Source organism: Enterococcus sp. DIV0876 (assembly GCF_050529585.1).
Classification (GTDB): Bacteria; Bacillota; Bacilli; order Lactobacillales; family Enterococcaceae; genus Enterococcus_D.
The window spans coordinates 2,922,152-2,946,340 of sequence record NZ_CP172882.1 but is presented as its reverse complement, the minus strand read 5'-3'; the positions used below and the strand labels follow the sequence as shown (position 1 = coordinate 2,946,340).

The 24,189-nt window shown below is 40.8% G+C and carries 27 protein-coding genes; 19 read left to right on the top strand and 8 right to left on the bottom strand.

Going from position 1 to position 24,189, the window contains the following annotated elements; genetic code table 11:
- Positions 1 to 129 precede the first annotated feature (129 nt).
- The 7 genes from IGI41_RS14000 (at position 130) to IGI41_RS13970 (ending at position 6,809) form a co-directional block, all read left to right on the top strand.
- Entirely contained in the window at positions 130 to 444 is a 315-nt protein-coding gene (locus tag IGI41_RS14000) for a rhodanese-like domain-containing protein (protein WP_430610398.1), read from the top strand.
- Between the two features lie 2 nt (positions 445 to 446).
- On the top strand, positions 447 to 2,105 hold the full coding sequence (locus tag IGI41_RS13995; protein WP_430610397.1) for an FAD-dependent oxidoreductase: 1,659 nt from the start codon (positions 447 to 449) through the stop codon (positions 2,103 to 2,105).
- The gene (locus tag IGI41_RS13990) at positions 2,098 to 2,397 is read left to right on the top strand and encodes a rhodanese-like domain-containing protein (protein ID WP_430610396.1); all 300 of its coding nucleotides are present in this window, start codon (positions 2,098 to 2,100) and stop codon (positions 2,395 to 2,397) included. Before IGI41_RS13995 ends, IGI41_RS13990 begins: the two co-directional genes overlap by 8 nt.
- Positions 2,394 to 2,654 carry a metal-sensitive transcriptional regulator gene (locus IGI41_RS13985; protein ID WP_430610395.1) on the top strand — a complete coding sequence of 87 codons (261 nt, stop codon included), beginning with the start codon at positions 2,394 to 2,396 and terminating at the stop codon, positions 2,652 to 2,654. The genes IGI41_RS13990 and IGI41_RS13985 overlap by 4 nt, the downstream gene beginning before the upstream one ends.
- A 262-nt stretch (positions 2,655 to 2,916) precedes the next feature.
- Positions 2,917 to 4,866 (top strand): McrB family protein, encoded by a 1,950-nt coding sequence (locus IGI41_RS13980; RefSeq protein WP_430610394.1) that lies wholly within the window; start codon positions 2,917 to 2,919, stop codon positions 4,864 to 4,866.
- Positions 4,847 to 6,151, top strand: a complete 1,305-nt coding sequence (locus IGI41_RS13975) for a 5-methylcytosine restriction system specificity protein McrC (RefSeq protein ID WP_430610392.1) — start codon at positions 4,847 to 4,849, stop codon at positions 6,149 to 6,151. Before IGI41_RS13980 ends, IGI41_RS13975 begins: the two co-directional genes overlap by 20 nt.
- A gap of 49 nt (positions 6,152 to 6,200) precedes the next feature.
- On the top strand, positions 6,201 to 6,809 hold the full coding sequence (locus tag IGI41_RS13970) for a helix-turn-helix domain-containing protein (protein WP_430610390.1): 609 nt from the start codon (positions 6,201 to 6,203) through the stop codon (positions 6,807 to 6,809).
- A 432-nt stretch (positions 6,810 to 7,241) separates the two neighbouring features.
- Here IGI41_RS13970 and IGI41_RS13965 read toward each other — a convergent pair whose 3' ends face one another.
- The 7 genes from IGI41_RS13965 to IGI41_RS13935 all read right to left on the bottom strand — a co-directional run bounded on the left by IGI41_RS13965 (position 7,242) and on the right by IGI41_RS13935 (position 11,228).
- Positions 7,242 to 7,451, bottom strand: coding sequence for a helix-turn-helix transcriptional regulator (locus IGI41_RS13965; protein WP_430610388.1), 210 nt, complete (start codon positions 7,449 to 7,451; stop codon positions 7,242 to 7,244).
- Positions 7,451 to 7,765 carry a DUF6442 family protein gene (locus IGI41_RS13960; protein WP_430610386.1) on the bottom strand — a complete coding sequence of 105 codons (315 nt, stop codon included), beginning with the start codon at positions 7,763 to 7,765 and terminating at the stop codon, positions 7,451 to 7,453. Before IGI41_RS13960 ends, IGI41_RS13965 begins: the two co-directional genes overlap by 1 nt.
- 87 nt (positions 7,766 to 7,852) lie before the next feature.
- Positions 7,853 to 8,074, bottom strand: a complete 222-nt coding sequence (locus IGI41_RS13955) for a helix-turn-helix domain-containing protein (protein WP_430610385.1) — start codon at positions 8,072 to 8,074, stop codon at positions 7,853 to 7,855.
- 12 nt (positions 8,075 to 8,086) lie between these two features.
- Positions 8,087 to 8,557: a DUF2975 domain-containing protein gene (locus IGI41_RS13950; protein ID WP_430610384.1), complete on the bottom strand. Its 471-nt coding sequence runs from the start codon at positions 8,555 to 8,557 to the stop codon at positions 8,087 to 8,089.
- A 271-nt stretch (positions 8,558 to 8,828) separates the two neighbouring features.
- Positions 8,829 to 9,230: a CPBP family glutamic-type intramembrane protease gene (locus IGI41_RS13945; protein ID WP_430610383.1), complete on the bottom strand. Its 402-nt coding sequence runs from the start codon at positions 9,228 to 9,230 to the stop codon at positions 8,829 to 8,831.
- A gap of 247 nt (positions 9,231 to 9,477) precedes the next feature.
- A complete protein-coding gene (locus IGI41_RS13940; RefSeq protein WP_430610382.1) occupies positions 9,478 to 10,203 on the bottom strand; it encodes an Rgg/GadR/MutR family transcriptional regulator in 726 nt (241 codons plus the stop codon).
- A gap of 170 nt (positions 10,204 to 10,373) precedes the next feature.
- On the bottom strand, positions 10,374 to 11,228 hold the full coding sequence (locus tag IGI41_RS13935) for a CPBP family intramembrane glutamic endopeptidase (RefSeq protein ID WP_430610380.1): 855 nt from the start codon (positions 11,226 to 11,228) through the stop codon (positions 10,374 to 10,376).
- A gap of 291 nt (positions 11,229 to 11,519) precedes the next feature.
- Here IGI41_RS13935 and IGI41_RS13930 point away from each other — a divergent pair, with 291 nt between their 5' ends.
- Complete coding sequence (locus IGI41_RS13930) at positions 11,520 to 12,758, top strand: hypothetical protein (RefSeq protein ID WP_430610379.1); 1,239 nt, start codon at positions 11,520 to 11,522, stop codon at positions 12,756 to 12,758.
- Complete coding sequence (locus IGI41_RS13925; protein WP_430610378.1) at positions 12,758 to 13,168, top strand: DUF7006 family protein; 411 nt, start codon at positions 12,758 to 12,760, stop codon at positions 13,166 to 13,168. Before IGI41_RS13930 ends, IGI41_RS13925 begins: the two co-directional genes overlap by 1 nt.
- A 183-nt stretch (positions 13,169 to 13,351) precedes the next feature.
- Here the strand turns inward: IGI41_RS13925 and IGI41_RS13920 are convergent, their stop codons facing one another.
- Positions 13,352 to 13,834 (bottom strand): DUF3955 domain-containing protein, encoded by a 483-nt coding sequence (locus tag IGI41_RS13920; protein WP_430610377.1) that lies wholly within the window; start codon positions 13,832 to 13,834, stop codon positions 13,352 to 13,354.
- Positions 13,835 to 14,265: 431 nt separating this feature from the next.
- Between IGI41_RS13920 and IGI41_RS13915 the strand changes: the two genes are divergently transcribed.
- The 10 genes from IGI41_RS13915 to IGI41_RS13870 all read left to right on the top strand — a co-directional run bounded on the left by IGI41_RS13915 (position 14,266) and on the right by IGI41_RS13870 (position 24,085).
- Positions 14,266 to 14,598, top strand: a complete 333-nt coding sequence (locus IGI41_RS13915; protein ID WP_430610376.1) for a V-type ATPase, subunit F family protein — start codon at positions 14,266 to 14,268, stop codon at positions 14,596 to 14,598.
- On the top strand, positions 14,576 to 16,540 hold the full coding sequence (locus IGI41_RS13910) for a V-type ATP synthase subunit I (RefSeq protein WP_430610375.1): 1,965 nt from the start codon (positions 14,576 to 14,578) through the stop codon (positions 16,538 to 16,540). Before IGI41_RS13915 ends, IGI41_RS13910 begins: the two co-directional genes overlap by 23 nt.
- Complete coding sequence (locus tag IGI41_RS13905) at positions 16,533 to 17,003, top strand: V-type ATP synthase subunit K (RefSeq protein ID WP_430610373.1); 471 nt, start codon at positions 16,533 to 16,535, stop codon at positions 17,001 to 17,003. Before IGI41_RS13910 ends, IGI41_RS13905 begins: the two co-directional genes overlap by 8 nt.
- Positions 17,004 to 17,015: 12 nt before the next feature.
- Positions 17,016 to 17,600: a hypothetical protein gene (locus tag IGI41_RS13900; protein WP_430610372.1), complete on the top strand. Its 585-nt coding sequence runs from the start codon at positions 17,016 to 17,018 to the stop codon at positions 17,598 to 17,600.
- Positions 17,601 to 17,603: 3 nt separating this feature from the next.
- A complete protein-coding gene (locus tag IGI41_RS13895) occupies positions 17,604 to 18,590 on the top strand; it encodes a V-type ATPase subunit (RefSeq protein WP_430610371.1) in 987 nt (328 codons plus the stop codon).
- Positions 18,580 to 18,888, top strand: a complete 309-nt coding sequence (locus tag IGI41_RS13890) for a V-type ATP synthase subunit F (protein ID WP_430610370.1) — start codon at positions 18,580 to 18,582, stop codon at positions 18,886 to 18,888. Before IGI41_RS13895 ends, IGI41_RS13890 begins: the two co-directional genes overlap by 11 nt.
- 69 nt (positions 18,889 to 18,957) lie before the next feature.
- The gene (locus IGI41_RS13885; RefSeq protein ID WP_430612867.1) at positions 18,958 to 20,682 is read left to right on the top strand and encodes a V-type ATP synthase subunit A; all 1,725 of its coding nucleotides are present in this window, start codon (positions 18,958 to 18,960) and stop codon (positions 20,680 to 20,682) included.
- Positions 20,675 to 22,075 (top strand): V-type ATP synthase subunit B, encoded by a 1,401-nt coding sequence (locus tag IGI41_RS13880; protein WP_430610369.1) that lies wholly within the window; start codon positions 20,675 to 20,677, stop codon positions 22,073 to 22,075. The genes IGI41_RS13885 and IGI41_RS13880 overlap by 8 nt, the downstream gene beginning before the upstream one ends.
- Positions 22,056 to 22,685, top strand: a complete 630-nt coding sequence (locus tag IGI41_RS13875) for a V-type ATP synthase subunit D (protein WP_430610368.1) — start codon at positions 22,056 to 22,058, stop codon at positions 22,683 to 22,685. Before IGI41_RS13880 ends, IGI41_RS13875 begins: the two co-directional genes overlap by 20 nt.
- Positions 22,686 to 22,735: 50 nt before the next feature.
- Positions 22,736 to 24,085 carry a TrkH family potassium uptake protein gene (locus tag IGI41_RS13870; RefSeq protein ID WP_430610367.1) on the top strand — a complete coding sequence of 450 codons (1,350 nt, stop codon included), beginning with the start codon at positions 22,736 to 22,738 and terminating at the stop codon, positions 24,083 to 24,085.
- The last annotated feature ends 104 nt before the right edge of the window (positions 24,086 to 24,189 follow it).

Genomic DNA, 24,189 nt, shown 5'->3' with positions numbered 1-24,189 from the left:
TTTGTTAAAAACAACGATGAAGCAGATGAAACAATATCGTGGCGATAGGTTTTTTATTTTCTCATCAGTTGACAAACAGCAGTATTCATTGTTCAATATACCCATAGGGGTATATTGAAGGAGGATATCATGTTTCATTTATTCAAAAAAATACCAAGCATTACAGCGGCAGAACTTCAAGCAAAACGTCAGCAAGATATTGTCCTGCTGGATGTACGGACGCCAGCAGAATATCGTCATGGACATATTGCACAAGCCAAAAACGTACCACTGAACAAAATCAATACCTACCAACACAAAGGCGACCGTGACATCGTGGTAATCTGCCAATCCGGCATGCGCAGTAAACAAGCAGCTAAAACTTTATCAGCTAAGGGTTATACTGTCTACAACGTCCGCGGGGGAATGAACCAATGGACAGGTAAAACCAGAGGAGGAAAATAGCAATGCAAAAAATAGTGATTATTGGCGGCGTTGCTGGCGGAATGTCTGCGGCAACCCGATTACGTCGGTTGATGGAAGATGCTGAAATCATCGTGTTTGAGAAAGGACCATTTGTATCATTTGCCAATTGCGGATTGCCTTACTTCGTGTCTGGAGAGATCAAAGATCGAGAAGCACTGTTGTTGCAAACCCCAACCTCGTTGCAAAAACGTTTTGGCTTAGATGTACGGCCCTTTCATGAAGTGATTGCTATCAATCCAGTGGAAAAGACGGTTACCGTGAAACATGACGCACAACTAATGGAAGAAACCTATGATCAATTGATCTTATCTCCAGGAGCCAAACCATTTCTACCGTCGATCAAAGGACTCGATGAAGCTAAAAATGTCTTTTCATTGCGTAATGTTCCTGACTTGGATCAAATCATGTCCTACATAGCATCACAAGAGGCCAAAAAAGCGACCATCATTGGTGCAGGGTTTATCGGCTTAGAGATGGCGGAAAATCTTCAGCGCAAAGGATTGACAGTCACAATCGTTGAACAGGCCGCTCATGTTTTGCCAACGGTCGATGAGGAAATGGCTGCTTATGTCCAACAATCATTAACCAAAAATGGCGTGAAAATCGTATTAGGAAAATCAGTCGTTGCACTGGAAGAAGATGGCCGAACCATCCGCCTGATGGATGAAAGCACTATAAACACAGACTTAACGATTCTTGCCGTTGGTGTTCAACCTGCCACAGCCTTGGCTAAAGCAGCTGGCATCGAATTGGGACGCCGGGGGGGTATTTTGGTTGATGAAAACTATCAAACTAGCCAAAAAGATATCTATGCCGTTGGTGATGCTATCATTGTCAAACAGCAAATCACGGGTGAAGAGGCACTGATTTCTTTAGCATCCCCTGCCAATCGCCAAGGACGCCAAGTCGCAGACGTGCTTGCAGGTCTGCCGCGCAAAAATAAAGGCAGTATCGGGACCGCTATCGTCCGAGTATTTGAGATGACCGCCGCTTCAACAGGCTTGAGCGAGCGCAATGCCAAGATGGCCAATCTGCCTGTCCAAGTCGTGCATATCAGCGGCAAAGACCATGCAGGCTACTACCCCGGTGCCACTGATATGCATTTGAAGCTGATTTTTCATCCAGAAACAGGGGAAATCTATGGCGCACAAGCGGTAGGCGAAAAAGGTGTTGATAAACGCATCGATGTCCTTGCTACGGCCATCAAAGGCGGCTTGACAGTTTTCGACTTGCCTGAATTAGAATTGACCTATGCACCGCCATTTGGCTCTGCCAAAGACCCTGTCAATATGATTGGCTATGCCGCGATGAATCTGATCGAAGGTTTGAGTGATTCGATCCAATGGCATGAACTGCCAGCAGCTTTGCAAGCAGGCAATGTCTTATTAGATGTTCGCAGCGATGCCGAAAGACAACAAAACGGCACAGTCAAAAATGCCCTCCATATACCCGTCGATGATCTTCGATACCGCCTATCGGAATTAGATCCAAACAAATCGTATATCATCAGTTGCCATAGCGGATTACGTAGTTATATTGCCGAACGAATCTTGAAACAAAGCGGTTTTCACTGCCAGAATTTAGATGGCGCCTTTCAATTATTAAGTACAGTAAGACCGGAGATGATCGATCATGTTTGAAACCATTAGCAGTGATGAATTTTATCAAAAAAACAAACAGACACCATTAACGATACTTGATGTACGAGAAGCTGATGAATTTGCAACGGGGCATATCAAAGGCGCTGTCAACTTGCCTTTAAGTATACTTTTTGAAGAAAGCAGGCAGTTATCACGGAACAAAACGCATTATGTGATCTGCCATTCAGGTGCCCGCTCCCTGGCGGCTTGTGGCTTTCTCAGTAGTGAAGGCTTTCAAGTAATCAATGTTTTAGGTGGTATGTCCACATGGAAAGGAGAAATCAACGAATGAGTGGATGCAATAAGGATGTTTTAAATCGATTGAAGCGAACAGAAGGACAATTGCGCGGTGTCCAAAGAATGATTGAAGAAGAAAAAGATTGCGCTGATGTCATTACACAGCTATCAGCAGTCAGTTCTAGTGTCAATCGAATTATGGGCTTGATCGTGGCTGAGAACTTGAAGCAATGCCTGGAGAACCCAGATAGCGATGCGGAAAGTCAGGCTAAGAAGATTGAGCAGGCAGTTCAGTTGATTGTGAAGAAGTAGTGTTGACTATAAAAATGAGCTGATTTTGTTTGATTTTTACTATAGTCAATTTTTTTGTTATAAATGTAAATCATACTTAAACTGAAACTACGGTTTTTAATTGGATTAAAGGACAAATTTGATTTGCCTGTCACCAATTAAAGACTGTGGTTTTTCTATTATATTTAAAAATAAATATATAGCCAAAATTAGATACAACAGTATGTTCTAGATGAAATATGATAAAATTACCTAACAAAGTATTTATAAGGGTGGATAAAGAATGGCATGCATTAACTTCGAACAATGGCTTTCAAAACACAATCAAATCAACAAAACGCAAATAGAAAAAGTCATTTTTATACTGAATAGTACAATCACTGTAAAAGAAAAGAAACGAATTTCTGAGTTGTCAAAAGTAGATAGCTCTTTTAATGCGTTAAAAACAACAATAAATAACACTACTGATGACAGGACAATTATCAATCTCATTCATGAACTATTCGGAGTGGTAAAAGAATCTGAAATGAAAGACTTGATATTCGGATTAAAGCAATATTTTCTATTTATAGAAAGTTCGAATATGGGTATTGATTGGACAGAAACGGACTATTACAAATTCAAGAAAATCCTTGAGTATTTTATTCATATTATGCATGCAAACTACAAACATCACCCCGAAAAATATATAGATGGAGAACCTAGATCTGGACAAGGGCATAAAGGTCAAAAGATTAGGGAGAGTTATAAAGACTATCGCGAATACTCTTTAGGCGCTACAATGGAAGTGAACATTACGCCTGGATTTCATCTCTTTAACAAAACTTGCTATATTAATTGGACTAGCACGGGTATGAATATTAGGGCAATCTGGGATAAGGAGACACATGCGATAAAAGGAGTGCAATTATTTAACAATGAAGACAATGGGGGGCACTTTGTGGGCAAAATGATCACCATTGAGCAATTGGGATTAAATGATCATTTGCCACCAAATCAAATGGTCAAAACATTGTTTAATGCGTATGCGATGTTGTTTAAAGAAAGTACGTCTATCCAAAAAGAGGGTGGTGGTTCTGTGAGAAGTAAAGAGTTAGCGATGAAGTTGATGAAAAATTACAATATCATTTTAAGAGGTGCGCCGGGAACGGGAAAAACCTATCTTGCCAAGCAGATAGCTGCTGAGTTGATCGGTTGTACAATGGAAGATCTTTTGACTAACGAACAGTTTGAATTTGTCCAGTTTCATCCAAGTTATGATTATACTGATTTTGTTGAAGGGTTACGACCTGTTCAAATAAATGGGCAAGTAGGGTTTGAACCAAGAAATGGCTTATTTAAAGATTTTTGTATGAGAGCCAAGCATGGTGATCAAGAGCAGTTCGCGCAGTTTGAAACAGTTTGGCTGAATTTTATCCAAAATATCAGAGAAAAAGGAACAGTAACTATTCCTCGCATTCAAAACGGCCAAGACTTAATTTATTCGGTTAATTCTAATAACCATTTAAAAGAAGAAACACATGGGTCTCAAAGTATTACAAAAGAAAATATCTATCGGACGTGGCAAGGAAAGCTTGGTCGACCAAAGGGTGGGAGTCAAGCGAAGATGAAAGCCATTCTAAAATTCCTTATGGAAGATTATAATCTACCCGAATATGGCATGAAAACCAATCAAAAAAATTATGTTTTTGTCATTGATGAAATCAACCGTGGTGAAATTTCAAAAATTTTTGGTGAGTTATTTTTTGCGATAGACCCTGAATATCGTGGGCCCAATGGCGCTGTTGCTACTCAGTATGCCAATCTTTTTGAAGGCCAAGAAAAATTTTATATACCTGAAAATGTTTATATTATTGGTACGATGAATGATATTGATCGCTCAGTAGATACTTTTGACTTTGCCATGCGACGAAGATTTACTTTTGAGGAGATTAGTGCAAAAAGTTCTCAAGTCATGTTACGAACAACAGCTGTGAAAAATTTGATGGATCAGTTAAACGAAGTGATTGTTTCCCCAGAAATTGGCTTAACTGAGGACTACCAAATTGGGGCTAGTTATTTTAAAAGTTTAGAAAAGATAGATGAAGGTATGGCACAAAGTGATTTATGGTCAGATAAATTAGCTCCGCTATTTAAAGATTATCTTCGCGGGGAGAGGTTATTCGAGAGTAAACTGGCGATTTTAGAAGAATGTTTCTTCCAAGGTGATAGTAATGATACAGATCAAGGATAATAGTAAGATTACTGAATACAAAGACCACCCAATCGTTCAAAAATTACAAAATCGAGATCTCAGTGATCTGGCTAAGGAAAATTTTATTATTTTCCCTCCCACAATAGAACATTCAGAAGATTTGGATGAGAGAAATCAAATTTTCGCAACCGATAATGGGGAAACCTATACTGGAAATATTGTGGGTATGATGAAGATGGGCACAGACCAATTGCAGATCCATTCTCGATTTTATATGCATGATGACAATGGCACAGATTTTTTTTTACAATACTTACTGCATAAAGTATTAAATAGCAACGTGATTACCTATACAACCAATATGGATCACAAACAAAGTATATTTGATTTGTTGGCCTATATTTTTCCAGCGTATCTCAATAATGCGCTACAAAAGGGTCTCTATAAAGAATATGTCAAAAAAAAATACAATGATCCAAATTTAAAAGGCTCAATTAATGTTGCCAGACACCTGCAGTTAAATCCAATTTTTAAAGGGAAAATTTCATATGATACAAGTGAATTTAACTACGATAATGCGGTTACTCAGTTGATACGCCATACAATTGAAAAACTAAAAAACAATCTGAGCTTTGATCTGTTTATGGACGATCAAACACGACAAAATATACAGGCAATTGTTCAAGCGACACCGAGTTATTCAAAATTAGAGAGAAGAAAAATAATATCGGAGAATCAGTTAAAATATGTACGTCACAGTTATTTTGAGGAATATTATCTTTTACAAAAGTTATGCCTTCAAATACTTAATGATGATTATGTAGGTTTTGGCGCTGATGAAGAAGAAATACAGGGGGTTATTATTGATATTGCGTGGCTCTGGGAAGAATATTTGAGTACGTTGCTCAGTCCCAATTTTATACACCCTCAAAACATAGGATCCGCTAGAGGCATCTCGCTTTACCGAGATCGTGTGCTTACAGTGTATCCCGACTTCTATAGTTTAAATAAAAAATTGGTTTTAGATGCGAAATACAAAAATATGGATTCTAGTCTGAAAGGTATGCAGAGAGAAGATCGATATCAAATGATTAGCTATTTACATATTCTAAAAGCAAATCAAGCGGGTATTATCTATCCTAGTTTTTCGCAACAACAATTAATACCAGTCGGTCAGTTGAATGGCTATGGTGGTAACTTACTAAAAATCCCCTTCAAAATTCCGCAATATTGCGAGAGTTTCCAAATGTTTGTAGAAGAAATGGAGCAAAACGAACACAATTTCTTGGCAATTGTTAATCAAGAAATCGTGTATCAGGTTTGATAAAAATTCAAGATAGAACCAATGATTTGAATGGTGTACTCTTGATTTAATGGGAAAATCATATGAGATACTTATTAAAAATGTAAAACGATTATTGATAGAACGTTCATGGACACAGGAGCAGCTTGGTGAGAAGGCAGGTGTTTCTCAGGAAAGGATTTCTAGTTTACTTAATGGTAAAACTGAGCCAACTTTGTTCTTAGTGGATAAAATTTCAGATGCTTTTGATATTGAAGTAACAACCTTACTTTCAAATGATAATCAAGCGGATCTCATTAAACAGAAGCAAGAGAACTATGATCCAAAACATAAACAAGTTATATTTACCAAATACGGTAAAATTAGTAAGGTAAAAAATGTGACGATCCACATTCCTCATCTTCAGGAGTTTCGTTTAGAATTTATAGCTTTTAACTATGACGATCAATTACCAAAGTCAGGAAAAGCAAGTTCTTATGCAAATTATATCGAATATATTCTTCAAAATTATTTTGATAATTATGGTGTAATTTTAGATCCCTTCGATGATACTACACCGCAAAAGATAGATAGTTTTAGAGAACAAGAAGGATTTAAAACGTATAATTTTAATGAAGGAGGCTTTCCTAACGCAGCCATCGAAACATATTTACAATTTATGAAGCAATTCGAGAGTTGATCATCGATTATTTAAATAAAAATAGCCCAAAATCTGCAAAGCCCAAAATATTTGCAGATTTTTTTGTTATTTTTATCCCTTCCTTATATAGGCATCCCCCACTCAGTGTTATTAAACACCTCATCCCCAATGTTCCTCTTACAAACATAAACCGCTTTCAGATAAACTGGAAAGTGAATAGAAACCAAAAAAAATAGGCACCTCGTACCTGTGTTGGCGCAACGATACGAGGTACTGATTAGTCACAAGCCATACACGGATGACCAATCAAGTTGCCATAGTTGATACCCATAGACATCAATTGGGCAATATTTGGTTTCTATCCATTGTTTATAGTAAAGATTTATAAAAAAGTAGCGGATGGGGCGATCTATTGCCTATTTTTCTAGATGAGTAAAAGGTTTGCTACTGTTCTTTATTTAAGTAGGAGTATCAATCAAAGTAAAATAATTCTTCAAATTTTTTATCCAAAGCAATACATAGTATCAATGCCAATTTAGCAGTTGGGTTGAACTGTAACGTTTCAATAGAGCTGATCGTATTTCTAGATACACCAATCATTTTAGCGAGTTGCTCTTGCGATAGTTTTTTTTCTGCTCTCACTTTTTTTAGATTATTTTGAAGGACCAACGTATCTTTCATTACATTCCCACCGTTGCCAGAATATACCAAAGCAAGAATACTAGGCACAATAGGCCATTGAGAATTGAAAAGTATAAAATTGCTTTATCCTTTTCTTTTTGATATCTATAAAAAGCACCCACAGATAAAAATATAAATAAGATTGAAGCCGTATCTCCAAAAGGTTGATCAGTCCAGATCTTATAGATAGTTAATATGAATGATAAACCACACAGCGCATAGAATCCTTGTGTATCACTAAACTGGTTTCTATATTCTTTCCCTTCGTCAACGCCTTCTTCTTTATATCGGTTGATAATATCTTCTTTTTTCATCGTCTTATCCTTTCTACAGATATTTGCCAAGTTTACTTGTCAAAACGATGATAACATTGCCAATAAAACTTGTCAATAAGCCTGCGATCATGACAAATCTGACGCATCTTTTTCGTAAGTAAGAATGTCACCCGGCTGACACTGCAGCACGTCACATATTTTTTCTAGTGTTGAAAAACGAATTGCTTTCGCTTTTCCATTTTTAAGAATTGAAATGTTAGCCATCGTGAGATCAACTCTTTGGGATAACTCAGTCACAGACATTTTCCGTTTGGCCAACATGACATCTAGGTTGACGATGATTGCCATCTTATCCACTCCTTATACGGTTAAATCATTTTCTTTTTGTAGTTCAATGGCACTCTTAAATAGTTCTTCTACAATTTGTGCAAAAAGGAAGATGGCAAATGGAATCAATACGACCCCAATACCCAATAACATCAAGCCCGGTGCATCTTCGATGTCAGCACCATGGTATACGAGAGGCAATATGCCGCAGAATGAACACGCCAAATAAAAAATTGTTTTTTTGATACGCTTGACGAATCGGAGTATTGCCTCAGTGAAGGCTTGTTTCTTGGCAATGAGATCCACTACCTTAAATAGATAAAACAGGATGTTGAAAGAAAAGTAGACAGTCAGCAAGATAGCTGCGATGAATATCAATTCATAGCTTGTTAATTGCGTATTTGTGCTGGTAAATAATTGAATACCGATCAAAGTTGTAAACAATAGGATGATGGCACCGAAAAATAAAATGGCACCTTTAAATAGTTTCACTTTTAGTTTCATACGCTCACCTCGTTGATTTATATTCTATAATGTACCAAACGGTGTATTGTATTTCAATATATTTTTATCGATAAACGATATATTAAGCGAAATTTAACAAATAAAAAAAGGATGAGGAATCCTCATCCTTTTGGCATCAAATAAATCGAATGAAAAGTGCATTGCCGCAGTATTGTTCCTTTTAAAAATGTTTCTGCTGGTGATGATTTTGAGTTGAATGGCTCAATTTTTCCTGTGGTGCATACAATAGATATGTTGAGGCAATGCATGCTTAGGCGAGATAGACCAATCCGAGGGATATGATATCGAATAAGATATGGATCGTCCATGGAATCCATACAGCATTGGTTCGAAGTCCTACAGTATTTAGGATCAGTCTGGATAGCCCTTGCAAAAGCAAAACATGGAATAAAGTGAGGAAAATATTTCCATTCCAGTACGTGAAGACATGTAACAATGCAAAGACAAGTGCACTGATCAAATTGGACCATAATAGCGAATGTTTCGTGTTAATTAGAAGTGAAGCACTAATCAATAGAATATAAAAGCTGAGTAGTTCTTCTCCTAACAGCATAAAGGGTAATTGCAACCAAGGGATATGCCCAGAAAGTGGATTTCCATCTAAGCCTAATTGAAGGATATTTATCACAACATAACTTAGTGTAAAATTCATGATCAAGATGATAACAAAAAAGAACAGGAAGTTTTTGATTGGTGACGCAGGTTTAGAAAACAATAATTTGAAGCTGTCCAGGCCGTAACTAAGAAAAAAGGCTAAAGCCCCACACAATGTAAGTGAGTAAGGAGCAAGTATAGGGATATAAGCAAAGGAGATATTCATAAAGCCAATTGCAAACAAACCGAGACTAATCAAAATAGCAGATGTCGGGGGGTGCTTTAATAGTAAATTTTTCATGGTATTATCCTCGTGTATTTGATTTTTTGTTCTTGATTTGTTTGAAAAAACTGAGACATTGTTGACTTAAAAAGACGTAGTCTAAACTTTCTAAAGTTGAAATAACTGATAGAATATGTGCCTCACTTTTTTCAGATTGGGATAAACAGTAACGAATCAACTGTTCAAAATAGCGTTGATAGAGTCGATAAATGGCACTTTCTGTCCCTTCCGTCAAAGTATCCAAATGTGCGACGCATTCTGTGGCTAATGCGAAATCTTCATGGGCGATGAAATTGCCACAACTATTGATCAGTAAGATGGCATAGATTTTTTTGCCCCATGCAAAATGACGATAATGATCGATTTTCTTTAACGCGTTCTTAAAATAGATTCGTTGCTGTTCTAAAGAAAGATAGCCCATTGTGTTGGTGTAGATTTGGATTTCTTTCAAAGTCCAAGTCTGGATCTTATTTAGGTAAGAGGTGATCGTGTCTTTATTTTTTGGGCTAATGTTCGCATGTTCAACGATCCCCTTATCAGAAAATGATTTCATTGCTTCATATCGTGCTAAAGCCATAGCATTCAATACAACATTCAAAGGATCTGTTGCACCTTTGGTTGCGTGATAGATTGCTAAGAGCTGGTCAAGGTTATTTTGATTCGACGCTTCCTCATATAATGACCAATAATTAGGAGGCGACCCTTCTAGAGATTGCAACAAGAACAAAAATTCTTCTGTATCTAACATCAGACGGTTGAGCACCTGTAGCAAGAGTTTAAAGGATAAGTCATGTTTACCTTTTTCAAACTCTATACAATAGGATTTTGAAACGACTCCTGAGTATATCTCTTTTTGTGAGAAGCCTTTTTCTAGACGAATCTTTCGAATAAGTACACCATATTCCAAGTGCTCGCCTCCTAGTTTTTTTGTTGGGACTGTTTTATGCGAAAAATGAGTCCTATTAGTAAGAGTACTGCAACTATAGTCAATCCCAGACCACCTTCAAACCCAAAATTCCCGCCATTGAATCCTTGGCGATCAGGCAATAGTGTTGTTTGGAACAGTGAAGAATAAAATGAATTTCCACTCACTGGAACACCAAAGACAGGTCCAAGCATGAAATTCCAAATAGCATGCATCCCACCGACAAAAAACAGATTGTCCGTCAGATAAAAAATCAAGGACAATACAAGCGATGCTAGGAACAGGTTTACGATTGCAAGAATGCTTATCGAGTCATTTAGACCGTGCAACAAGGTGAAAATCAACGAGTTGCCCAAAACAGCAATGGGTACATTTGCTTTGGCAGCAATAGTGTTCATAATAAAGCCGCGACAAACAAGTTCCTCCATGATTCCTTGAAAAAAGTATCCAACAAAAGCACTGATAATGTATGTCCAGCTAAGTGTTGATAGCGAAAAAGTAACAGTGATTGCACCATTTAAAAGATTGACTAAAAAGACGACTGCAATAAATGCCGTTCCTGATAATGCACCGAATAGCAAATTTTTGCCAATTTGTTTCCGTTTAAAACCTAAGGACTGCAAAGAGCGATTCTCAAAGAAACGACAAAATAAAATAATGACGGCGATTACGATAATATTGAGGTAGAGAATGGCCACTTCTTTGAGACCAGCATTTTCGATTCCATATGTAGGCAGAATACTGATGATTTGGGCAGCAAAAACAAGTGCTACCCCTAAAATAATTGTTAAAACAATATTGTGGGAACGTTCTTGCTTTGTTAATTCCATGGTTTCTGTTAATTTCATGTATCAATAACTTCCTTTCTATTTTGCATAAATAGATGTCAACAATGGAATGTTTGTTTACATTCTAGCATTGCAATAGGAGCGAGCACATATTTATGCTTAGGGACAGACGTAGTATAACTTGTGGAGATGCCCAATATTCTTTTGGTCTTATTTTTAGGACTATAGAATCAATTGGTCTGAAAATACATAAAATAAGAGGAAGCACTTGTACTTGAAAGAACAGAATAACAGGATAGATAGTTTCTTTGAGATACGAGTGGATGTCGAAGCAAAGCAGAGGAATGAATGATGAAAATGAAAGTTTTGATGGCGATTGTTGTGATAAGTATGAGTGGGTTGTTTGGTATAGAAGGTCAGGCAACAAGTCTGGATTCACTGACAGGCAACGCGATTGCTGCGATCCATATAGATCAAGGTGAGATCAGATGGGTAACCTTAAATGATGGGACTGTCTTAGATAAGGATGGGACGTGGTATCGTGACGGTAAGAAATTGACAGCATCGGAGTTAGTCATATTGGCACAATTGCTTGTGTCTTTTGACGAAAGTCAAGAATTGGAGAAAGAGGTGCCTATAAAAATAGCTGACGTAGAGATGTCTCAACCGGATGAACCCTTGACAGCATCGGAACCCCACACGACGACGTATGTGGAGGAAGTAGGACTACCTGCATTGACAATGACTAAAGCAGAGCCGAGTACGACAACGTATGCAGAGGAAGTACCGCTCTCCCAGTTTCCTGCAAACACACCGGAAGTTGGTACGACTACGTATGTGGAAGAAGTAGAACTGCCAGCGACACCAGTGGCTAAAGCAGAGCCGAGTACGACAACGTATGCGGAGGAAGTAGCGCTTCCCCAATTTCCCACAAACACACCGGAAGTTGGTATGACGACGTATGTGAAAGAAGTAGAATTGCCAGCGACACCACTGGCTAAGCCAGAGCCGAGTACGACAACGTATGCAGAGGAAGTACCGCTCCCCCAGTTTCCCACAAACACACCGGAAGTTGGTACGACTACGTATGTGGAAGAAGTAGAACTGCCAGCGACACCAGTGGCTAAATCAGATCTGAGTACGACAACATATGTAGAAGAAATACCGCAAACGCAGCTCCCGATCATTGCACCATCATTTGGTAAGGTGATTGATATAGAGAATATCCAGGGACACGAGTTACCAATGAATACGTTAAACTCAAATCCGAACAGATCTATTCCTTTGAGGAAACCAGAGGGGTTGTTAAAGTCATCTATAGGTTCACGTACGGGAAATAACACGCCAAATGATGCCAATGTGAAGATGAAAATGGGAAAACCAGTGGATAAAAAAGCTTTAGCGATGTCTTTCTTAAAGAAGAAACCCTCGCTCTCACAATCATCAATTGACTATTTGCCCAAAACAGGATGGGAAGAGAATCCTATTTTATCAATGATGACCTGTTTCATTGGTGGATGTATCATTTGTGGCGTCTTGATACTATATAGTGCTCGAATGACGAAGGAAAAGAAGAGGGGACAAGACTGATGGAAAATAGCAGAACAGAAGTCCAACGATATTTTGCTTACTTTGATCAACTTATTCAACCAATTCAAAAACCGATGATGTATGAGATGTATCAACAGTTAAAACAAAAATTTTTCGATACGCTCGCATCGGTCGATGCAGAGAATGCACTGACGATATGGACTGATTTATTGGATATTGATGCCAAACTGCAAATTATGTCTGACTTGATCAACGATGATGTCTTTGAATTAAGTGAGCAAGAAATCATTCAATTAACCAATAACGATTACAAAAATTACTTTAGAGAACTGGTTGGATTAAATGAACTGGATCAAGTTCCTCATTCATTACTTTTTTTGCGACAGATTCAATACAAAAGATGTCCATCAAATGTTTACTCTATCCATAATAAGGAGCCTAAGCAATGAAATGGGTATTATTCGTACTGGTGTTGATCTGTCTGAGTTTCATATAGTTAGTTGTGCCACTATTGTCAACACATGCAATGAATGTTGGATATAATTAGTGCCTTTTTGTTGAAATAAGTCAAAAATCCCGCAGCATGATCAAATCGATCATGCTGCGGGATTTTTTATACTGCTTACGAGGTTTTATCCATGTTTCTGCTTACGCAAACGTCTAAGTGAAATCACGCCAGTTGTCAAAATAATCAAAAAGCCAGAGAAGACGAACAAGAAGCCTAGTGGCAGAAGATAAAAATTCTCGTGCAAGATACCTGCTGCATCGATATATTCCACTGAGTTGGCTTTAATAAAGAAACAGAAGAAGCCAAATAATAGTAAAAAGGTACCTAAAATAGTTGAGAAGAGATTGAATTTGGCTCTTCTGGTTTCTTTTCCATCGTTAATGAGTTTTTCTGTGAGATCGTTCATTGGTGTTCCTCCTAAAATCAATTCATCAAGGGAAAGGTGAAACAGGCGTGCCATAAGAATCAATAGTTCCAGGTCTGGTAGATTGCGGTTGTTTTCCCAATTTGAAACGGCTTGTCGGGTCACATTCAGTGTAGCCGCAAATTGTTCTTGTGTGAGGTGATGCTGTGAACGAATGTCCTTGATTTTGTCGCCGAATTCCATAAGAGACTTCCTTTCTTTGATGTGCCTTCAGCATAGCGTGTGCACTTGTTTTTTTCTAGCAAGCGTTGCTTGCATACAGATAAATCAAGGGATAGCGGCACTTGCTATATGAGGAATCCATTGAAAAGCTTGCTGGTTTACCTTCAGTGTAACGAAGGATTCTTTCTTTCGCAAGAAATGTGTAGGGAGATGACATGGGCTTTTGGGAGGACTTGTGAAGGATGAAAATATTTGTTATACTAATTGTCGAACAAAAAAATAGCATAATCAAAGGTTGAGCATTTCGATGCTTCAAGGATCTCGTTTGCCAAGGGGTGAGGCAAATTTTCTTGGAGTGATGCCGGCCTTTTTTACGTAGCATACTTCCTAGAGAAGTATGCTTTTTTTGGCTATTTTTTGCATATGAGAGATGTTTTAGAGGAGGGAACGCGATGAAGGAAGCATTGGATCGATTGCGTGCAGCAGAAGAAGCCAATCAACAAGAGATGCTTGCTTTGCAGCAAGCCTTGCAAGCAGAACGCACACAAAGCGAACGGCAGCTGCAGCAACAAATTAAGCAGGCAGAAGAAGACGCGGCGGAGGCGTATGCTGCACTTGAAACAGAATGGCAGCAAAAATTAGCGACAGCAACGGATGCGATGAACCAAGAACATCAGCAGTTGTTGGCACAGTACCAAAAGAATTGGGCAATCGTTGAACAAGAAGCAGTGGCACAGATCGTTGAAGGAGTGATCCAAAACTATGGCAGTCACGAAATTAACTAAGTGGACTTTGATTGCACCAAGCAGCGAACAAGAGGCATTGCTTAGAGGGTTGCAAGCGATGCAGATGGTAGAAGTAGAGGATGTATTTGAACAACCAGATAATCGCGAATGGGTCGCGAATTTTTTTGAAGATGCAGTACCGTTGGCAACCAAGTCTTACCAAGAGACGATCCAACGATTGCAGGCAGCGGTTTTGTTCATTCGTCACTATGGAGCTGCAAGAAAAGCAGCAAAATGGCAACGCCAATCAATGACACTTTCCCAATTTGAAGCGCACTTTGATGAGGCAGCTGCACTAGCGGTTCTTGCTGAGGTGGAAGCATTACAGAAACAATGGACAGTCAATCAAGAAGCGTTGGAAGAGGTGGAACGACGTGCAGATTGGGCGACCGAATGGCAACATTTGGACATTCCTTTGACCACATCGGCACCACCCCAAAGCCGGTTATTCTTTGGGTCTGTTGAAAGCCCCCATTGGGAAGATTTAGCGGAGGCGTTGCGCCAGCTGGGGTTGGTTCATCTTGAAGTGATTTATGCAGATCCGAAGAAAGTCAATTTTGCTTGTTTGTTCCTAGAACAATCTCAGTCAGTATCTGCACTCTTCCATCGATATGGGGTTAGGCAAGAACAAAGTGAGTATTCTTTAGCACCAGCTGTTGTCTTAGAAGAAAGCAAGGCACTGCGGGAACGCTTGATACAAGAGCAGCAACAGCTTGTCAACGCAATCGGAGAATACAATCAGCAAATCATTTTTTTGCAGCAAGCAGAGGAATTGTTTCAAACCAAAGATGCACGGGCGATCGTCCAAAAAAGGATAGTTCAAGGCAAACAAATTGTGGTCTTACGTGGTTGGGTCGCTGTAGAAGAAGTTTCTGTGATACAGCAAATGGTGCGAGAAGCCTTTAATAATGAGGTATATCTTTCATTTGAGGGCCCTTCTGCAGAAGAAGTGGCCGCCAATAAGGTGCCAACAAAACTCAAGAATGGGTCATTTATCCAACCATTTGAAATGTTGACGGAGATGTATAGTTTGCCGAAATACGATGAGATCGACCCCACACCTTGGATGGCGCCCTTTTACTATGTCTTTTTTGGCATGATGGTGGCTGATTTGGGGTATGGCATGTTGATGGCGCTTGTCACGACGATTGGGTTGCATGCTTTGCGTTTACCCAAAGGAAGCAAACGATTTTTGACATTGTTTCAAATATTATCTGTGCCAACCATGATTTGGGGCGCTGTTTATGGTTCCTTTTTCGGCGCAACGCTCCCATTTCAATTGTTGTCTCCATCGGAAGATTTCATGGCCATTTTCGGTTTATCGATGGTCTTTGGCGGCATTCAACTCTTTACCGGATTATACTTAGCTGCCAGAGAAAATATACGCAAGCAAGATATCCTAGGGGCAGTCAATCAAGGGTTTGCTTGGCTAGGCTTGTTGATTGGCTTACTGGTTGCAGCAGCGGGCAATTGGCTGCTACATGTGGCCGCACTGACCACGATGGGGTTGATCCTTGCTGGGTTTAGTGCGTTGCTGATCATTATAGTGCCGATATTGAAAGGTCCATCTAAAGTGGGCGGCTTATTTATGGGCTTGTATGATTTGTATGGTGTGACGAGCTATATTGGCGATTTCGTCAGTTATAGTCGCCTGATGGCGTTAGGTATTTCTGGTGGGAGTATTGCGGCTGCTTTTAATTTATTGGTCGGCTATTTACCGCCTGCCGCACGATTTTCTGTAGGGATTGTGCTGTTGATCGTACTACAAGCGTTGAATATCTTTTTATCACTTTTGAGTGCATATGTGCATGCTGCACGTTTGCAATATGTCGAGTTCTTCGGCAAGTTTTTCACTGGCGGCGGTCGTGCATTCGATACATTCAAGCCGAGTGAAACATATGTAGATTTTGAAAAAGAAAATGGAGGAAATAAAGATGATTGATTACTTGATTAATAACAATGGCGGGATGGTTTTTGCCATTATTGGTATGGGGATCGCTACGATTTTTTCGGGCATTGGTTCAGCAAAAGGTGTGGGACAAACTGGTGAAGCAGCGGCTGCATTGACAACGAATCAGCCAGAGAAATTTGGACAAGCATTGATCTTGCAATTGCTGCCAGGGACACAAGGGCTATACGGATTTGTCATTGCCTTTATGATTTACGGAAGTTTGTCTGGAGAAATGTCAACAGTATCTGGCATGGCCTATATGATGGCTGCCTTGCCGGTTGCATTCACGGGCTTATTTTCTGGAATTGCCCAAGGAAAAGTTGCAGCAGCAGGGATCCAAATTTTGGCCAAAAAACCAGAACACTTCTTTAAAGGGGTTATGTTTTCTGTCATGGTGGAAATGTATGCCATTTTAGGATTTGTGATTTCATTTCTACTATTAGGAACGATTTAAGGAGGCAAATAAATGGATGCCATCGACAAGATGATTGCTGTACTTGCACAAGAAGCAGCAGCGCAGCGGCAGCAACGCGCAACCAAGGAGCATGCTGCTATCCAAGCTGATCACGCGGCTGCTTGGGCAAAAAAGTCAGCTGAAATAAAACAAAGGGCTTTACAGTCGCAACAACAATTGGCCAAAAAATATCAGCAAGAAATAGACCGCAAACAGGCGGCTTTGAAACAAGCACGTTTGCTGCAGCAAAATGAGTATCTAAACAAGCTTTATCAAGAAGCTTATCAAGTCATGCAAGCATGGTCTGCGGCACAAGTGAAACGCTTTGCGGCTGACGTGCTGCAACAATTGCCCCTGCAAGGACATGTAGCATGTCAAGTGGGTGTAAACCAAGCGGAAGCATTGACTGAAACCTGGCTGGCACACTGTCAAGAAACCTTGCCCTATACAGTGACATTGGGCCCGTTACTCGAGGAAGACGGCTTTTTGATCAATGACCATGGCGTGCAATACAATTTTAGTTATCGCTTGTTGATTGAAGAAGCCAAAGAAACCACAAGGGAATATTGGCGGCAGCAGATTGAAACAGGAGGTTAGATGATGGCAAATTATCATCAGTTGAACCCGATTATTCGACTAAAGGAAGAGACATTGCTCTCTGCACAAGTGATGGAACAGTTGATCACAGCAGCTGATTTTGAGCAGGTAGAGCAACTATTGGCGACAACAATCTACGGAACTTATCTTTCTGAAGATTTTCAAGCAACTTTTGAATCTTCCTTAGACCACGAATTTCTTGTGACGATCAAAGAATTGATCGAGTGGGTGCCAGATATAGATATTCTCCGTTTGTATATGCTGCCATTCACTTTTCACAATCTCAAAATATTGACCAAAGAGTCTGTAACTGGCAAATCATACAGTCATTTGCTGATTGAAGACGGTTTTTATACATTTGATGAGATCAGGAACGCGATCCAAACAGGGACTTCCGAAGGATTGCCTGATAAAGTGCTGGAAACGATTCAAGAAGTGCGGGAATATATAGGGAAATCTGCTGTATTGCAAGGAATCGATATCATTTATGATCGGCGTTTCTTGCATGAACAACGCAGATTAGCAGACAAAATCAATATACCTGCCCTTACGGAAGCAGTGACTGCGTCGATCGACTTGACCAATCTGACGATAGCCGCTCGTTGTGTACTGCAACACCGCTCTCGTAGTTTTATGGCGGCGGTATTGGTTAGTGTCGGTCGTATCGAGAAAGAGACCTTGCTAGATTTTGCAGAGGGACCATTCTCTGCCTATATCGCATTTTTGCAGCAAAGTCCTTACCAAGAAGTATTTACACCACTGATTCAAGGAGAGACCCTTGATTTTGCTGGCTTAGCGGTTATGCAAGACAATCTTGTGACAGAACACTTCAATCAAGCACAAATAGACGCATTAGGGCCATTGCCATTGTTGGCATTTATCAATGCCAAAGAACGTGAGATTCAGAATCTCCGATTATTACTGGTAGGAAAACGCAGTGGGTTTACCCAAGGGCAAATCAGGGAAAGGATGCGAGACTATGGCGAATAACATCGGCGTTATTGGGGAGAAGGAATCGGTGTTGCCTTTTCAATTGTTTGGATTTCAGGTTCATTATGCAACCAGTGAGGCGGAAGTTCGCGCTGCATTGAAACAATTGGCTGAGCGTTGCACGATTCTTTACCTGACAGAAAAATGCGGCGCCTTGGTTCCAGAATTGCTGGCCAAGTATCAGCAACAAGTAAGTCCTGCCATTATTTTGATCCCTGATTATGATGGATCAAAAGGGCTCGGCTTACGCATGATTCAAGAAAATGTGGAGAAAGCTGTTGGACAAAATATATTATAGATTGGAGCCGATAGTGTGGAATTAGGCATAATAACCAAAGTATCAGGACCATTAGTATTAGCAAAAAACATGAGCCACGCAAGTATCGAAGATATTTGTTATGTTGGTGATCTAGGTGTAGTAGGGGAAATTATCGAGATGCGGGGAGATGTCGCATCGATTCAAGTATATGAAGAAACAGCAGGCATTGGTCCAGGCGAAAGCGTGCGGACGACGGGCGAGCCATTGTCAGTTGAGTTGGCGCCAGGTATCATGTCGCAAATGTTTGATGGGATTCAACGTCCGCTAGAAACTTTTATGGATGTCACACAAAGCAATTATCTTACCCGCGGTGTCCGATTACCTGCATTAGACCATGAAAAGAAATGGATATTTGAACCTAGCATCACAGTAGGCACAAAAGTGAGTGCAGGTATGGTGATCGGTACAGTCCAAGAAACACCATTGATCAGTCACAAAATCATGGTGCCTAACGGTGTATCTGGTACAGTGACACAACTCTTTTCTGGCGCTTATACGATTGATGAGACAATTTACGAATTAGCTACGGACCAAGGAACGAAGGCCTTTTCGATGTTGCAAAAATGGCCGGTCCGTCGTAGCCGTCCAGTGAAACAAAAATTGAATCCTGTGGAACCGATGATTACTGGACAACGTGTCATCGATACGTTTTTCCCCATTGCTAAAGGTGGCGCGTCGGCTGTCCCTGGACCTTTTGGCGCTGGGAAAACCGTCGTACAGCACCAAATCGCTAAATGGGCGGATGTGGATCTCGTTGTGTATGTTGGCTGTGGCGAACGAGGCAATGAAATGACGGATGTCATGAATGAATTCCCAGAACTTGTGGATCCTCGTAGTGGCGAATCATTAATGGCTCGAACCGTATTGATTGCCAATACATCAAATATGCCTGTGGCTGCACGGGAAGCCTCGATCTACACGGGGATCACGATTGCTGAATATTTCCGTGATATGGGGTATTCAGTCGCCATTATGGCAGATTCAACCTCACGATGGGCAGAGGCATTGCGAGAAATGTCCGGCCGCTTGGAAGAGATGCCTGGCGATGAAGGTTACCCAGCATATTTGGGGAGTCGATTGGCTGAGTATTATGAACGGGCAGGGAAAGTTCTTTGTTTAGGCTCAGAACAAGAAGGAAGCATTACAGCCATCAGCGCAGTGTCCCCCTCTGGTGGAGATATTTCAGAACCTGTGACCCAAAATACATTACGTGTTGTGAAAGTCTTTTGGGGATTGGATGCGACATTGGCGCAAAAACGCCATTTCCCTTCCATTGATTGGTTAAAAAGTTATTCTTTATACGAAAATGAATTAGGTGCATATTTAGATCAGGCGATGCAAGTGGATTGGTCGCAACAAGTCACAACGGCAATGCGGATGCTGCAAAAAGAATCAGAGCTATCAGAAATCGTGCGCCTAGTCGGTATTGATGCGTTATCGGAGAAAGACCAATTGTTGCTTGAAATCACCAAATCGATACGTGAAGACTTCTTACAGCAAAACGCGTTTGATGCTGTGGATACGTTTAGTTCAAGAGAAAAGCAATATCAGATGTTGGCCACCATTTTGTTTTATCATCAGCAAGCAGAAGAAGCACTCAACCTAGGCGCTTACCTAACAGAAGTGCATGAAGGAACGGAAGTCTTGCGAGATAAACTGGCCCGCATGAAGTATCTGCCTGAATCTAATCTAGGTCAAATCAAGGCATTGCAAGAAGAAATCACAACGACGATCAAAGACATTTTACAAAAAGGAGACCGCTTAGATGATTAAAGAATACAAGACAATTGGCGAAGTTGTTGGCCCCTTGATGGCGGTCGATCGTGTTTCTGGGGTCAAATATGAGGAACTGATCGAGATCCGCATGCAAAATGGGGAGATCCGTAAAGGACAAGTACTCGAAATCCAAGAAGACAAAGCATTGGTACAGGTGTTTGAAGGAACGGGCGGGATCAATCTCCGTGAATCAGCTGTTCGTTTTTTGGGTCATCCTTTAGAGTTGGGTGTGTCTGAACATATGATTGGGCGCGTCTTTGATGGTTTAGGTCGGGTGAAGGACGGGGGCGTAGCGATCGTGCCTGAAAAGCAGATGGATATCAATGGCGAAGTGATCAATCCGGCTGCCCGCGATTATCCTGATGAGTTTATTCAAACAGGCATTTCTTCCATTGACCACTTAAATACATTGGTGCGGGGACAAAAATTACCGATTTTTTCTGGTTCAGGGCTGCCTCACAAAGAGTTGGCGGCGCAAATTGCCCGTCAAGCCCAAGTCTTGAATGATGCAGACGATTTTGCTGTTGTCTTTGCAGGGATTGGCATCACATTTGAAGAAGCCGAATACTTCATGGAAGATTTTCGCCAAACAGGCGCAATCGATCATTCTGTGGTCTTTATGAATCTGGCCAATGATCCAGCCATAGAACGGATCGCGACGCCACGTATGGCGTTAACAGCTGCTGAGTATCTGGCTTACGAGAAAGGCATGCATGTGCTGGTCATCATGACCGACATGACAAATTATTGTGAAGCACTGCGGGAGATCTCGTCTGCCCGAAGAGAAGTGCCAGGCAGACGTGGCTATCCGGGGTATCTGTATACCAATCTTTCTACATTATATGAACGTGCAGGCAGGATTCGGGGACTGAAAGGATCCGTTACCCAACTGCCGATTTTGACCATGCCAGAAGATGACAAAACACACCCGATCCCCGATTTGACTGGGTATATTACTGAAGGACAAATCATCCTTTCCCGTGAATTATATAAAAACGGTATTCAACCGCCTATCGATGTGCTTCCTTCCTTGTCACGATTGAAAGACAAAGGAACCGGCGAAGGCAAAACCCGCAAAGACCATGCAGCGACAATGAACCAACTCTTTTCTGCCTATGCGCAAGGCAAACAGGCCAAAGAATTAGCGGTTGTTTTAGGCGAATCAGCCTTATCTGCTGTAGATAAAGTGTATGCACAATTTGCAGAACGTTTTGAGAATGAATATTTAAATCAAGGTTATCGTACCAATCGTTCGATCCTCGATACGTTAGATTTGGGATGGGAATTGTTGGCGATGTTGCCTAAAGTAGAACTCAAGCGGATCAATGATGATTTGTTAGCAGAGTTTTTGCCCCAAGGAGTGAATCAAGATGAGCCAACAAACGGTTAATCCCACACGAATGGAATTGTCACGCCTGAGTAAGCAATTAGCCACGGCTAAACGAGGGCATAAATTACTCAAAGATAAGCAAGATGAGCTGATGCGTCAATTTATTGAAATGAGCAAGCAAAATAATCAATTGCGCAAAGAAGTAGAAGCGCAGCTGCACCAAGCCATGAAGGCATTTCGTTTGGCCAATGCCACCATTAATCAGAAATATATCGAAGAAATGTTTATCATGCCGGCAACAGAAGTTTCTTTAGAAATCTCCACCAAAAATATCATGAGTGTCGAAGTACCGGTGATGCATTTTCATTATGATGACGTCACGATGCAAGCGCCGATTGAATATGGCTTTATTCAATCAAATGTTCCCTTAGATTTAGCGGTGGATCGATTTACAAAGGTCATGCCTAAATTGTTGTCTTTGACGGAAATCGAAAAGACGTGTCAATTGATGTCGGCAGAAATCGAACGCACCCGCCGACGGGTCAATGCACTGGAGTACTTAACGATTCCTGAATTGGAAGCCACCATTTATCAAATCAAAATGCGTTTGGAAGAAAATGAACGTGCCAATGTGACACGTATGATCAAAGTCAAAAATAAAGGGAAGTGAAGGCAGCTGTCTGGTCTCGGCGCTTCATTTCTAGTATGAAAGGATAGTCTATGAAGAAACGTGCAGTGACGCCAAAGATACCAGCACCACAATTGGTCACCCTTGTTTTTGTCATTCTGATAGTGGTGGGCACTGAATTGTTGATGCTGCCGGCTGTCACCTATAGCGGGCAAGGTGTTCCCTTTATAGATGCGTTGTTTACAGCAACTTCAGCGATTTGTGTTACTGGGCTCTCAACGTTTACTATTGCAGAACAATACAATATTTGGGGGCAAGCCGTACTGTTAGTATTGATTGAGATCGGTGGGATCGGCTTTATGTCGTTACCCGTTTTCTTTTATATCTTGGCAAAAAAACGTGTCCACTTAAGTACACGAATGATTCTGCGGGAGTCGCTGAATCTAGACCGGATGTCCGGCGAAGTCCAGTTGGCCTGGTATATCATTCGAATTGCTTTTTTGATCCAACTGAGCGGAATGTGTTTACTTGCCCTTGATTTTGTCCCCCGTTTTGGTTGGACCAAAGGGCTTTGGTTTAGTGTGTTTCATGCAGTCTCAGCCTTTTGCAATGCGGGATTTGATTTGTTCGGCAATAGTCTTGTTTCTTTCCAAGAAAACCCATTTGTATTAGGTGTGATCAGCATCTTGATCATTGCTGGCGGATTAGGCTTTTTGGTCTGGTTTGACGTGCTGCAAAGCCACGCAAAGCGCTGGTCCTTACACACTAGACTGGCCTTGATCGCTGTGGGTACGTTGTTGGTTGTAGGTGGATTAGGCTTTGTTTTGACCGAGATGAATAGTGATTTAGTCACAAGCAAATCTGTTGTTGCCCGTTTCTTTCACTACTTCTTTTTGGCGGTGACCCCGAGAACGGCGGGATTCTATAGTATTGATTACGCCACGATGAGCCAAGCTGGATTGATGTTGACCATGATATTGATGTATATTGGCGGTACCTCAGGATCGACTGCAGGAGGGTTAAAAACGACCACACTGGCTGTGTTGGTGATCAAGATCCGTAGTTTATTACGGGGACGTAGCCGGGCTGAAGTCTTTGGCAGAACCATCAAAGAGAGTGCTGTTTCTCGCGCATTCACGCTCTTTTTCTTCACATTCACTTTATGTGTGCTGGCCATTTTTTGCTTGTCGGTCACTGAGCGGATGCCAGGTATCTCCGATGGACTTTCTTATATCGCATTTGAAGTGTTTTCCGCTTTTGGGACAGTCGGATTAAGTATGGGACTGACTCCACATCTATCAGTCTTTGGAAAACTTGTAGTCATCAGCTTGATGTTCGTTGGTCGGGTGGGAATTCTCACCGTCGCCTTTTCATTATTGTCTAAAGCCAACAAAAGAGAAGTTGGTTATAAATACCCAGATGAGACAGTGATGATTGGGTAATTGGCGTTGATGTATCTGCTATTCAGTCAGCTTTTCCTGTTGATAGAAGTACTTGACTATGTTTATACGAATGAGATGCATCGGATACAAGCGCAGGTGAAAGA